Below are 10325 nucleotides of genomic sequence, written 5' to 3'. Positions count from 1 at the left end.
CATTTCTTGCCCAGCAGGGCGTTGCCGCCATAGCCGGAGCCATAGGACCAGATCTCGCGGGTCTCGGGATAGTGGACGATCCACTTGTCGTCGTTGCAGGGCCACGGCACGTCGGCCTGACCCTCCGCCAGGGGCGCGCCCAGGGTGTGGACGGCGGGCACGAAGACGCCGTCATCGCCCAGCACGTCCAGCGCCGGCTGGCCCATGCGGGTCATGATGCCCATCGACACGGCGACATAGCCGCTGTCGGTGATCTCGACGCCGAGGGCGCTGATCTTCGAGCCCAGCGGGCCCATGGAGAAGGGCACGACGTACATCGTCCGGCCGGCCATGCAGCCGTCGAACAGGCCGTTGAGCCGCGCGCGCATCTCGACCGGGTCAGACCAGTTGTTGGTCGGGCCGGCGTCGATCTGGTTGGCCGAGCAGATGAAGGTGCGGCTCTCGACGCGGGCCACGTCCTTCGGGTCCGAGGCGGCGTAGTAGCAGCCGGGGCGTTTGGTCTGGTCGAGCTCGCGCAGCGTGCCCTTGCCGATCAGGTCGGCGACGATGGCGGCCTTTTCGGCCTCCGAGCCGTCGCACCAGTGGACGCGCGCCGGCTTCGTCAGGGCGGCGATCTGCCCGACCCAGGCGACCAGGCCGGCGTGGTTGGTGGGGGCCGGATGCAGGCCGGGAATGGTGTCCGTCACGCGCACTCTCCTGAACGTCGCCCGGCGATCTGACGCCGCCGTGGCTCTTCCCTTGCGTGGCTCATCACGCAATGTTTCAGCCGGAATGACACCGAAGCGGACGCCGCGTCAACCGATGCACGTTTCAACCTCTCGCAGGCCGAACGCCCGGCTGCCCCTGCATATTTCCGTTCCCTGCGGGCGGCCGCGCGGAGTATCCGGACAGGCATGCAGACGATGGACTCCGTTTCCCCGACTCCCTCCGGCGCCCTCGCCTCGCCCGCCGTCGCGCGGAACACCGGGCCGATCCTGCAGATTCTGCGGGCCCATCTGCCGGCCCGGGGACGGGTGCTGGAGATCGCGGCGGGTTCGGGCGAACACGCCGTGGCCTTCGCCGGGGCCCTGCCCGGCCTGGACTGGACGCCCAGCGATCCGTCGGTCGAGGCCCGGGCCAGCATCGCGGCCTGGGCCGCGGGGGCGGGCCTGCCCAATCTGCGCGCGCCGCTGGCGCTGGACGTGCTGGACCCCGCAACCTGGCCGGAGGGACCGCTGCGGGTCGTGGTCTGCATAAACATGATCCACATCAGCCCCTGGGCGGCGACGGAGGGGCTGATGGCGCTGGCCGGGAGCCGGCTGGCCGTCGGCGGCCTGCTGGTCCTGTACGGGCCGTATCGCGAGCCGGAGATGCCGCTGGCGGCGTCGAACGCGGCCTTCGACGAGAGCCTGAAAGCCCGCCATCCGGCTTGGGGACTGAGAGACCGGGACGAGGTTGCGGCGGCGGCGAAGGTGGAAGGGCTGGCTCTGACACGGCGGGTCGAGATGCCGGCGAACAATCTGATGCTGTTGTTCCGGCGGGTCTGACCGGCCCTTGTGCTTCCGGCGGAGATGTGAGGGCATCGACCCCAAGCTTGGCTGAACCTGATCGAAAGCGCCGACATGAAACGTCTCCTCCTTGTTCTGGCTGTTCTGGCCACCGCGGCTCCGGCGTGGGGGCAGACGCCGCCGACGGCCGCGCCGGCCGCTGCTCCGGCTCCGGCTCCGGCTCCGCCCTATGGCGCGCCGATCGGGCTGGAGGCGGCGCAGGCGCTGATCGATCGCGCCGTCGAGGCGGGCCGCGCCCGCGGTTTCCGCCTGGCCATCGCCGTGGTCGAGCCATCGGGGGAGCTGGTGGCCTTCGGGCGGATGGACGACGTCCAGTACGGCTCGATCACTGTCGCCCAGGCCAAGGCCCGGTCCGCGGCCCGGTTCCGCACCGCCTCCGCCTCGGCGGAGGAGCGGCTGGCCGCAGGGCGCATCGCCCTGCTGGCCATCGACGGGATCGTGCCCGTCGCCGGCGGCGTACCGATCGTGGTCGACGGCCGGGTGGTCGGAGCCATCGGCGTCTCTGGCGCATCCTCGGCGCAGGACGACGAGGTCGCGCGAGCCGCCATAGCCGCCGCCCTCGGCGGCTGATCGGCGGCTGGACCCGGCTTCGCCCTGCGGCTACGGACCCGCATGGCGTTTTCCCGCACCTATGACGGCCCCGAGCCGGTCCGGATCAACAAATGGCTGGGCCAGACCGGCGTCTGCTCGCGGCGCGAGGCCGACGCCCTGATCGCCGACGGCCTCGTCTCGGTCGACGGCGAGGTGGTGACCGACGCGGGCCGCAAGCTGGAAACCGGACAGACGCTGACGCTGAACGACCGGGCGACGGCGGCCCTGGCCGAGGGCGTGACCATCGTCATGCACAAGCCGCTGGGGTACGTCTCGGGCCAGCCGGAGCCGGACAAGATCCCGGCGGTGCGGCTGATCACCGAGGCCAACCGGGTCGGCGAGGGCGCGGTCCCGCCCGAGGACGCCTCCCTGCCCCCGATCGGCCGGCTGGATGAGGATTCGCGGGGCCTGCTGCTGCTGTCGTCGGACGGGGTGGTGGCCAAGGCGGTGATCGGGCCGCAATCCGATCTGGACAAGGAATATCTGGTCCGCGTCGCCGGCGACGTGACCGAGAAGAAGCTGAAGATCCTGCGCCACGGCCTGATGCTGGACGGGCGTCAGCTGAAGCCCGCCTACGTCAGCCGGATGGAGTCCTTCCGGCTGAAATTCATCCTGCGCGAGGGTCGCAACCGGCAGATCCGGCGGATGTGCGAGATGGTGGATCTGGAGGTTGTGGATTTGATCCGTGTACGGATCGGGCCACTGAAACTGGACAATCTGCCCGAGGGCAAATGGCGGATGCTGACCGCCGAGGAGCGGGCGGCGCTGGTCGGCTGAGACTCCGAAAAACACCGTCCAACTCGTCCAACTCGTCCAAAGAGTCCGCTCCGTCCGCTTCTCCGGAATGGGCGTGCACGGCGTGCGCCTTCGCCGGGCTGAGAGGCGTTCGATCGAAGGCCCAGGGACGCACCGTATCAGCCCGGTGCGTCAGAATCGGTCGCATCGCGGCGTGACGCCATCACGCGGGCACATAGGTCAACCGGATCGCTTCCCCGCCGATCCGGTCATGGGCGACAAGGCGGAGCGGCGGCCGGGGGACGGCGAAGAACGGAGCGCCCTGACCCAGGACGACGGGATGGAGGTAGAGGCGATATTCATCGATCAGACCGAGGTCGGTCAGGCTTTGCGCCAGAACCGGCCCGCCGACGTGGATGTCGCCCTCCAGGTCGGTCTTCAGCCCGCGGATCACGCCCTCCATGTCGCCTGAGACAAGGGTGGCGTTGGGACCGACCGAGGTCAGGGAGCGCGACACGACCCATTTGCGTTCGGCGCGCCACGCCGCCGCGAACGCCTGAAGATCCGGGGTCCAGTCGGGATCGTCCTGTTCCCAGTAGCGCATGATTTCATACAGGCGGCGGCCGTAGATGCTGCCCGTCGCGCCCCGCACCTGTTCTATCCAGTGACGAAAGAGCACCGGATCGGGCGCGAACTTCTCGTGGTCGACGTAGCCGTCGAGCGACACATTCATTCCAAACACGAGCCGGGCCATGCCGGAAACTCCCCCTGTCTAGGCCCGGCCCGCGGCGAGTTCCGGCCGCGCCGCCTCCGCCGCCCGGAACGGCTTCATCTGGTCGGCCAGCGCACGCTGGAAGGCCGGGCGGGCCTCGGCCCGGACCACATAGTCGGCCAGCGCAGGATAGTCGGCGAGGATGTCGGTATGGCGCAGGTCGCGCAGCACATGGGTCATCAGGATATCGGCGGCGCTGAAGCGGTCGCAGGCGAACCACCGGCGGTCGCCGAGCGCGGCCTGCAGATCGCCCAGCCGCTTGCGCAACATGGTCTCGACCTCGGGACGGCGCTCCTTCGCCCAGGCCTTGTCGGCATGGAACAGGTCGATGCCGGCCAGCTCGGCCACACAGGGCTCGACGCTGTTGGAGGCCGCGAACAGCCAGGTCATGACCATGGCGCGCCCGGCCTCGTCGGCGGGCATCAGCTGGTCAGAACTCTGGGCGATGTAGAGGACGATGGCGCCGCTCTCGAACATCTCGACCTTGCCGTCGCTGAAGGCGGGGACCTGGCCGAAGGGCTGTTTCGCGCGATAGGCCGGCGTCGCCTGGTCCTCGAAGCCGATCAGGTGGTCGTCATAGCCCAGACCCGCCTCCTCCAGCGCCCAGCGCACGCGGATGTCGCGGACCGAGCCCTGGGCGAAGGGCGGGACCCATCTGAAGGCGGTGACCTTGATCATGGCGGGCTCCCTCCCGTTTGACAGTTGCGTTGATATCAACATAATTGACGCCATGTCAAACGTGCCCGCCGCCTTCGCCGCCACCCTGCACATCCGCGACCATTGCCTGTGCCTGCATGCCCAGCGCGCGGCGCGGACCCTGTCGCGGCGGTTCGACGAGGCCTTTCGCGGCCTGGGCATCACCAGCGGCCAGTTCTCGCTGCTGAACGGACTGAACCGGCCCGAGCCGCCGACCATAGGCGCGGTGGCGGCGCTGCTGGCCATGGACCGGTCGACGGTGACGGCCAATCTGAAGCCGCTGGAGCGGATGGGCGCGGTCGTCCTCGGCGTCGATCCGAAGGACCGGCGCAGCCGCCGTCCGGCCCTGACCGACGCGGGTCGGGCGCTGCTGGCGGCGGCCACGCCGATCTGGGTGCGCGAGCATGGGGCGATCGAGGCCGGACTGGCCGGCGCCGGGGACGCGCTGCGGGCGGGTTTGCGGCAGGTGGGATGAGCCCCTGCCCTTCTCCCGAAAGGGGAGAAGGAAGGTCGCTCACTGGTGGTCGATATTCACATCGGCGTTGGCGCCGGTGATGGCGGTGTCGGTCCCGTTCACCTGGGTCGCCTTGACCCGGTTGATGTCGGCCAGGGTGATGCCGCTGTTGCCCGCGTCGAAGGCGCCGGTGATGGCGTGGCCGACGTGCCGGCCGCTGTCGTAGGTCCCGTCATCCTCGAGGAAGAAGTCGACCGGGGTGTCGTAACCGCCGCCCGAGGCCTTGCGGGCCGCCACGGTCGCGGCGTTGCCGAGGGTCAGGGTGACGGCGCCGCCGTTGTGCGCCACGCTGGCGACGCCCCGCTGCAGCACGGTGTCGGCGTCGGCCGAGCGGACGAAGCAGAGGTTCTTGCCCGGCCGCACATGCAGGGTGTGCGTCGCCGTCTTGGCCCTCAGGATCCCGCCCGGATAGACGAAATAGGCGCTGGTGCCGCGGTCGTCGCCGGCCGAGGTGAAGAACTGCGCCGCTACGTTGTCGTAAAGCATGATGACCTCCCTTGGTGTCGGTTGAAGACAACCAAGGGTTATCACAGGTTGTGACCGCGAGCTACTTTTTTCTCGCTTTAGTTGTGTTGGAGAGGTTCAGCGCCACGGCGGCGCGGACGAGGGCCTTCAGGGCCTCCGCGTCGATCACGTCCCCCTCGTGGAAATCGACGGCGCGGCGGGTGCTTCCCTCGAGGCTGGCGTTGAACAGGCCGGAGGGGTCCTCCAGCGCGGCGCCCTTGGCGAAGGTCATCTTGACGGCGGTCTTGTAGACCTCGCCGGTGGTGAGGATGCCGGCGCGCTCCCACACCGGGACGCGGCCCCATTTCACCGTCTCGACCACCTCCGGGTCAGCCTCGTGGACGAGGGCGCGGATGCGGGCGAGGGTCCGGCCGCGCCAGTCGCCGAGGGCCGCGATCTTCGCGTCGATCCGTTGCGGGGCGGAAAGACCGGCCTCGGCCGGGTCGATGTCCATCTTTCCCATGGTCGTTCCTCCGTCACATGCGCTCGCCGGGCAGCCGGCTGGCCTGCCGGATCCAGTCGGCCAGTCGAGTCTCGTCGAGCGGGTCGCCCTCGTGGATGTGGAAATAGCGCACGTCCTTGTGCTTCGAGCCCACGGGCGGAACGGGGTCCAGCGACGCGCCGCGGTAGAAGGCCAGCTTCAGATAGCGGTCGAAGGCGTGGAAGCCGGCAAACCAGGCCCCCTCCTCGACGCCGTACAGCGGGGTGTTCCATTTGACCGCCTTCCGCACGCCGGGAACCATGCGCGTGATCAGGGCGTCGAGGCGGCGGGCGGCGTCGCTTTTCCAGCCCGGGGCGGCGGCGATCCACGCCTGGACCGGGGCGTCGCCATGGCCCTTGGGGATCTGGGGATTGCCGCCCGAGAGCAGGACGGGTTTCTCTGGCTTGTCGGTCATCAGGTCGCCTCCTCAATCGGCCCGCGCCACCACCTGTTCCAGCTTCGCGAGGAACTGCCGCCAGCCGGCGTTGGCGCCGCCGAAGGCCTGTTTCTGATCGGGGCGGAAGCCGGCCTGCTCCACGCGCAGATGCGTTCCCGCGTCCGTCGGGGTCAGGGTGAAGGTCACCACGCTCTTCATCGCATAGGCCGGATCGTCGTGGGCGTAGTCCCAGGTGTAGGAGAGAGTCCTCTCCGGCTCGACGGTCAGGACCTCGCAGTCCAGCACCCCGCCCCAGTCGCCGCTGAGCCTGAAGCTGTGGCCGACCACCGGCCGGAAGTCGTTCTTCATCAGCCATTCCTCGATCAGGTGCGGCTGCGTCAGGGCGCGCCACAGCTTCCCGGGCGGAAACGGGATGTCCCGCTCGATGACGACGGAGCGGGTTTCGGTCGCGGCGGCGGTCATTGGTCCATCCTTTTGAGCAGGTCCTCGAGGTGGTCGATGCGGGCTTCCCAGAAGCCGGTCATGCGGCCGGTCCAGTCCGCCAGCGGGGCGAGGGCCTCGAGCCGGGCGCTGTAGTGGGTCTGGCGGCCGTCGGGCCGGTCACGCACCAGCCCGGCCTGTTTCAGCACCCCGAGATGTCTGGACACGGCCGGCTGCGACACCCCGGCCTGGGCCGTCAGCACCCCGACCGTGGTCTCGCCGTCGCGGCACAGACGTTCGAACAGGGCCCGCCGGGTGGGGTCGGCGAGGGTCCGGAACAGGACGTCGTGGGCGGGCGGCGGGTTCAATCCATAACTCCAGAGCTATGGATTGGACGCATAGCTGGCGGGTTATGGGTGAGTCAAGCCCGAGGCCGCCGCCGCCAGCATCCACACCGCCATGACGACCATCATCAGGTTCTCGGTAAGGGAGACGAAACCCAGCGGGACATTGGAGGCGCCGCCGACGCAGGCGCATTTGAGCTCGCGCTTGTCGACATAGACGGCCTTGAACACCGACACCGCGCCGATCCCGCCGATGAACAGGGCGACCGGGGCCGACAGCCAGGTCAGGGCGCCGGCCAGCATCAGCACGCCTGCGCCCAGCTCGGCGAAGGGATAGATGTAGCCGTAGGGCACCCAGCGCCGGGCCAGCAGGTCGTAGTTGAGGAACATGGTCGAGAATTTCTCGACGTCCTGCAGCTTCAGCATGGCCAGCAGACACATGGCCGTGGCGATGAAATTGGGCAGGACCATCGCGGTGATCGCCCGCAGCGACAGCCAGTCGATCGCCAGGGCGATCAGGGCGGCGACGGCGAAGACGGCCAGCACGGGGGTGTAGCTGGTCGCCCCCTCCTCCGGGACCGTCTCGCCGAAGAAGCGGCGCAGGTCGTCATGGCCGCCGATGCGGACGCCGCCGATGAAGGTCTGGGGCGTGGTCCTGACGCCGTGCACGGCCTTGAAGGCGTCGGTCTCCTCGCGGGTCTTCAGATGGTGGTCCTGGACGGCGTAGCCCTTGCGGCGCAGCAGCCAGAGCGACTTCCGGCCATAGGGGCAGACGTGGTCGGCCATGACCATGCGGTGGAGGACGGCGGTCCTGGGGGCGGCGGCGGTCTGGTCGGACATGGGTTTCTCCTGTTGCCGATAACGATCCGCCCCCCATGTAGGGTCCGGACCATGGTACGGAGTCAAGGCATGACCGGTATGACCATCGCGCGGCTGGCCAGGGCCGGCGGCGTGGGCGTGGAGACGGTGCGCTACTACCAGCGGCGCGGCCTGCTGGAGACGCCGCCGCGACCGGAGGGCGCGGGGCTCGGCGGCGGCGTGCGGCGCTACGGGGCGGAGGATGTGCGGCGGCTGAGGTTCATCCGCCAGGCGCAGGGGGCGGGCTTCACCCTCGAGCAGATCGGGGAGCTGCTGGCGCTGGACGCGGGCGAGGACCGCGGCCGGGCGCTGGCCCTGGCCGAGGCGCGGCTGGCGGAGCTGGATGCCCGGATCGCCGAACTGGAGGCGGCGCGCGCGGCGCTGCGGCGACTGGCGGGGGCTTGCGCGGGCGGGGGGAAAGGGCCCTGCCCGATCCTGGAGGCGTTCGAGGGGTGAGGTCAGCGCGGTCGGCGCATGGACGGTTCCGCGAAAAAACACGGTCCAGGTCGTCCAACTCGTCCACCGGACGGGCGGCGGCGCGCCTCTACGGCGCGACGGGGTTCGGTTGTCAAAGACCTGGACTGGGATGATAGCCGGCCGGTACGTCAAAAGCGGACGCAGGCGACCCCGCGCCGTTCCCCCTTGCGGGAGAAGGACGCCAGAGGAACGACCCGGCCTTCTTCTCCAGCAGCGCCACCAGCTCGGGCTGCATGAAGGCGTCGTCGTCGGGGATGTCGAGGCGGATGACGCGGGCGCGCTTCAGCTGCGGTTTGAAGCGGCGCAGGAGTTTGGCGCGGTGGGCGCGCTCCATGACGAAGATGAGGTGGGCCCGTCCTGTTGTCCTTTCGTCATCCTCCGGCGAGCGCAGCGAGACCGGGGGACCCAGCGGCGCCGAAGGCGATCTGTTCAGGCACGCTGTTTGACGACGGAGTCCGGGACAGGTTCGCGCTCTCGCGCGCCGCTGGGTCCCCCGGTCTGCGCCGCGAAGGCGCGGCTTGCCGGAGGATGACGAAAGGAAGGTCGGGCGCCAGGCCGGCGGAGGCGGTCCCGACTCCGGGGTGGGACGCGAACACCTGCTCGGCCGTGGGGGAGCGGAGGCGGTTGCGGGAGCAGAGGAAGAGGAGGTTGGTCAGGATGAGATTTAGTTAGAATCAGAAGGTTCGTCCGGGCTGAGAAGTCCGCGTCTCGGCGGATTCTTCACAGTTGGATTCGCGGCGAGTGCGTTGGACACAGTGTCCCAGTTCGCCAAGGCATTTCGAGCGCGTGGCGAGAGCGTATCTCGGCCAAGAGCTTTGACTACTTCTTCAACGCTCATTGTGGCCAGTTCGCCTTGGCCAACGATGCCCGCGCTGAAGTGATTTCCAGCAATGCGTGCGACATCAGCCTCAGTAAGTGGGCGATGAGGAAGGCGAGCTTCCATAGAGCGCACGATTTCGGTCAACTGGTCGAGGCGAGAATTCGTTTCCGAGTCAACGGGACTGACCGGCTCGGGAGCCGGCGTATTGCTCTCGCTGTCCGGCCTATGCACTTCACAAAGCGCTTCTCCGTAACGGGACCAAAGCGACTCGAAATGTTCAGAGAAGTCCGCGTCCAACTGACCGTAGCCCGTCATCTCGCGGATCGAGTCAGCAATCCGCTGGATTCCAAACTTGTTCAGGTCCGCTGCTTGGAAGGCACTGAGGGGCGTGTCGGCGATCAACCGAGTTGGAACGCCACATAACAGCGGCATAACGCGCGCTTTTGTAACAACCTTGGCTAGCGCGCCGGCTTCATAGTGGATCCAAGGCCTTAAATGATTTTCCGCAGTTACGACGACAATGCCAACATTACATGCATCGAGCTTCTCCGAGATCACATCATACCAGCGCTGGCCGCTGCTTATATTTTCCGAAGAAATAAAGAATCCAAAGGTTGGAAATAGTCTTCGAAAAAATTCGTAGACTTTTTGGGCCGTTTTCTGACTTGCTGGCAAAGACCAGCTAATAAAGATGTGTGAGTCCGTCATAGGGGAATGTTGTCATGCTTCTTCCACGGGTTGTCTAGCTGCTTGTTCTTCAGCGTCCGTAGCGCCCGGATCAGCCGCCGCCGCGTCCCGTGCGGCATGATCACGTCGTCGATATAGCCGAGGCCYGCCGCCACGAAGGGGTTGGCGAASYKYTCCTTGTACTCGGCCTCGCGSGCSGCCAGSGCCTCGGGGTCGCCGGCCTCCTTGCGGAAGATGATCTCGACCGCSCCCTTGGCGCCCATGACGGCGATCTCGGCCGAGGGCCAGGCGTAGTTGACGTCGCCGCGCAGGTGTTTGSWGCTCATCACGTCATAGGCGCCGCCATAGGCCTTGCGSGTGATGACGGTCAGCTTGGGCACSGTGGCCTCGGCATAGGCGAACAGCAGCTTGGCGCCGTGCTTGATCAGGCCGCCGTACTCCTGACGCGTGCCGGGCATGAAGCCGGGCCGGGCATGAAGCCG

At 68.1% G+C, this 10325-nt stretch carries 15 protein-coding genes and 2 pseudogenes; 5 read left to right on the top strand and 12 right to left on the bottom strand.

Translation table 11 applies throughout. The annotated features are described in order from the left end of the window. A pseudogene (locus ASD25_RS18435) lies at positions 1-686 on the bottom strand (phosphoenolpyruvate carboxykinase); the annotation flags it as partial. A 207-nt stretch (positions 687-893) separates the two neighbouring features. Between ASD25_RS18435 and ASD25_RS18430 the strand changes: the two are divergent. From ASD25_RS18430 to ASD25_RS18420, 3 genes are all read left to right on the top strand, one after another. Then, positions 894-1526 (top strand): DUF938 domain-containing protein, encoded by a 633-nt coding sequence (locus ASD25_RS18430; RefSeq protein ID WP_055832251.1) that lies wholly within the window; start codon positions 894-896, stop codon positions 1524-1526. A gap of 75 nt (positions 1527-1601) precedes the next feature. Next, complete coding sequence (locus tag ASD25_RS18425) at positions 1602-2117, top strand: heme-binding protein (RefSeq protein ID WP_055832250.1); 516 nt, start codon at positions 1602-1604, stop codon at positions 2115-2117. A 42-nt stretch (positions 2118-2159) separates the two neighbouring features. Beyond that, positions 2160-2915 (top strand): pseudouridine synthase, encoded by a 756-nt coding sequence (locus ASD25_RS18420; protein WP_055832249.1) that lies wholly within the window; start codon positions 2160-2162, stop codon positions 2913-2915. 181 nt (positions 2916-3096) lie between these two features. On the opposite strand, the gene ASD25_RS18415 is transcribed toward ASD25_RS18420, so the two are convergent. Both ASD25_RS18415 and ASD25_RS18410 read right to left on the bottom strand, forming a co-directional pair. Then, a complete protein-coding gene (locus ASD25_RS18415) occupies positions 3097-3627 on the bottom strand; it encodes a dihydrofolate reductase family protein (protein ID WP_055832248.1) in 531 nt (176 codons plus the stop codon). A gap of 18 nt (positions 3628-3645) precedes the next feature. Next, positions 3646-4323: a glutathione S-transferase family protein gene (locus ASD25_RS18410; RefSeq protein ID WP_055832247.1), complete on the bottom strand. Its 678-nt coding sequence runs from the start codon at positions 4321-4323 to the stop codon at positions 3646-3648. 52 nt (positions 4324-4375) lie between these two features. On the opposite strand from ASD25_RS18410, the gene ASD25_RS18405 reads away from it, so the two are divergent. Further along, positions 4376-4816: a MarR family winged helix-turn-helix transcriptional regulator gene (locus ASD25_RS18405; protein ID WP_055832245.1), complete on the top strand. Its 441-nt coding sequence runs from the start codon at positions 4376-4378 to the stop codon at positions 4814-4816. 39 nt (positions 4817-4855) lie between these two features. Here ASD25_RS18405 and ASD25_RS18400 read toward each other — a convergent pair whose 3' ends face one another. The 6 genes from ASD25_RS18400 to ASD25_RS18375 all read right to left on the bottom strand — a co-directional run bounded on the left by ASD25_RS18400 (position 4856) and on the right by ASD25_RS18375 (position 7841). After that, entirely contained in the window at positions 4856-5341 is a 486-nt protein-coding gene (locus ASD25_RS18400; RefSeq protein ID WP_055832243.1) for a hypothetical protein, read from the bottom strand. A 61-nt stretch (positions 5342-5402) separates the two neighbouring features. Beyond that, positions 5403-5822 (bottom strand): DUF1801 domain-containing protein, encoded by a 420-nt coding sequence (locus ASD25_RS18395; protein WP_055832241.1) that lies wholly within the window; start codon positions 5820-5822, stop codon positions 5403-5405. Positions 5823-5835: 13 nt separating this feature from the next. Beyond that, positions 5836-6255 carry a DUF1801 domain-containing protein gene (locus tag ASD25_RS18390; protein ID WP_055832239.1) on the bottom strand — a complete coding sequence of 140 codons (420 nt, stop codon included), beginning with the start codon at positions 6253-6255 and terminating at the stop codon, positions 5836-5838. A gap of 12 nt (positions 6256-6267) precedes the next feature. After that, positions 6268-6699: an SRPBCC domain-containing protein gene (locus ASD25_RS18385; RefSeq protein WP_055832237.1), complete on the bottom strand. Its 432-nt coding sequence runs from the start codon at positions 6697-6699 to the stop codon at positions 6268-6270. Beyond that, positions 6696-7025, bottom strand: coding sequence for a helix-turn-helix transcriptional regulator (locus tag ASD25_RS18380; RefSeq protein ID WP_055832234.1), 330 nt, complete (start codon positions 7023-7025; stop codon positions 6696-6698). Before ASD25_RS18380 ends, ASD25_RS18385 begins: the two co-directional genes overlap by 4 nt. A 42-nt stretch (positions 7026-7067) precedes the next feature. Continuing rightward, the gene (locus ASD25_RS18375) at positions 7068-7841 is read right to left on the bottom strand and encodes a MauE/DoxX family redox-associated membrane protein (RefSeq protein ID WP_055832232.1); all 774 of its coding nucleotides are present in this window, start codon (positions 7839-7841) and stop codon (positions 7068-7070) included. A gap of 69 nt (positions 7842-7910) precedes the next feature. Between ASD25_RS18375 and ASD25_RS18370 the strand changes: the two genes are divergently transcribed. Next, a complete protein-coding gene (locus ASD25_RS18370) occupies positions 7911-8315 on the top strand; it encodes a MerR family DNA-binding protein (protein ID WP_055832230.1) in 405 nt (134 codons plus the stop codon). Between the two features lie 112 nt (positions 8316-8427). On the opposite strand, the gene ASD25_RS18365 is transcribed toward ASD25_RS18370, so the two are convergent. The 3 genes and pseudogenes from ASD25_RS18365 to ASD25_RS32180 form a co-directional block, all read right to left on the bottom strand. Continuing rightward, positions 8428-8670, bottom strand: coding sequence for a hypothetical protein (locus ASD25_RS18365; RefSeq protein ID WP_055832228.1), 243 nt, complete (start codon positions 8668-8670; stop codon positions 8428-8430). Between the two features lie 330 nt (positions 8671-9000). Beyond that, the gene (locus tag ASD25_RS29595) at positions 9001-9864 is read right to left on the bottom strand and encodes a toll/interleukin-1 receptor domain-containing protein (RefSeq protein WP_082560197.1); all 864 of its coding nucleotides are present in this window, start codon (positions 9862-9864) and stop codon (positions 9001-9003) included. Beyond that, positions 9861-10325 (bottom strand): annotated as a pseudogene (locus tag ASD25_RS32180) (carboxyl transferase domain-containing protein); the annotation flags it as partial. The gene ASD25_RS29595 and the pseudogene ASD25_RS32180, both read right to left, overlap by 4 nt.

The organism is Brevundimonas sp. Root1423 (genome assembly GCF_001426805.1).
Note: the sequence above shows the minus strand (reverse complement) of the source record. Positions and strands in the feature narration are given on the sequence as shown.

Excerpts from the sequence above, each read along its gene's own strand:
- ASD25_RS18430 (WP_055832251.1), top strand. The coding sequence starts at position 894 with ATGCAGACGATGGACTCCGTTTCCCCGACTCCCTCCGGCGCCCTCGCC.
- ASD25_RS18425 (WP_055832250.1), top strand. The coding sequence starts at position 1,602 with ATGAAACGTCTCCTCCTTGTTCTGGCTGTTCTGGCCACCGCGGCTCCG.
- ASD25_RS18420 (WP_055832249.1), top strand. The coding sequence starts at position 2,160 with ATGGCGTTTTCCCGCACCTATGACGGCCCCGAGCCGGTCCGGATCAAC.
- ASD25_RS18415 (WP_055832248.1), bottom strand. The coding sequence starts at position 3,627 with ATGGCCCGGCTCGTGTTTGGAATGAATGTGTCGCTCGACGGCTACGTC.
- ASD25_RS18410 (WP_055832247.1), bottom strand. The coding sequence starts at position 4,323 with ATGATCAAGGTCACCGCCTTCAGATGGGTCCCGCCCTTCGCCCAGGGC.
- ASD25_RS18405 (WP_055832245.1), top strand. The coding sequence starts at position 4,376 with ATGTCAAACGTGCCCGCCGCCTTCGCCGCCACCCTGCACATCCGCGAC.
- ASD25_RS18400 (WP_055832243.1), bottom strand. The coding sequence starts at position 5,341 with ATGCTTTACGACAACGTAGCGGCGCAGTTCTTCACCTCGGCCGGCGAC.
- ASD25_RS18395 (WP_055832241.1), bottom strand. The coding sequence starts at position 5,822 with ATGGGAAAGATGGACATCGACCCGGCCGAGGCCGGTCTTTCCGCCCCG.
- ASD25_RS18390 (WP_055832239.1), bottom strand. The coding sequence starts at position 6,255 with ATGACCGACAAGCCAGAGAAACCCGTCCTGCTCTCGGGCGGCAATCCC.
- ASD25_RS18385 (WP_055832237.1), bottom strand. The coding sequence starts at position 6,699 with ATGACCGCCGCCGCGACCGAAACCCGCTCCGTCGTCATCGAGCGGGAC.
- ASD25_RS18375 (WP_055832232.1), bottom strand. The coding sequence starts at position 7,841 with ATGTCCGACCAGACCGCCGCCGCCCCCAGGACCGCCGTCCTCCACCGC.
- ASD25_RS18370 (WP_055832230.1), top strand. The coding sequence starts at position 7,911 with ATGACCGGTATGACCATCGCGCGGCTGGCCAGGGCCGGCGGCGTGGGC.
- ASD25_RS18365 (WP_055832228.1), bottom strand. The coding sequence starts at position 8,670 with ATGGAGCGCGCCCACCGCGCCAAACTCCTGCGCCGCTTCAAACCGCAG.
- ASD25_RS29595 (WP_082560197.1), bottom strand. The coding sequence starts at position 9,864 with ATGACGGACTCACACATCTTTATTAGCTGGTCTTTGCCAGCAAGTCAG.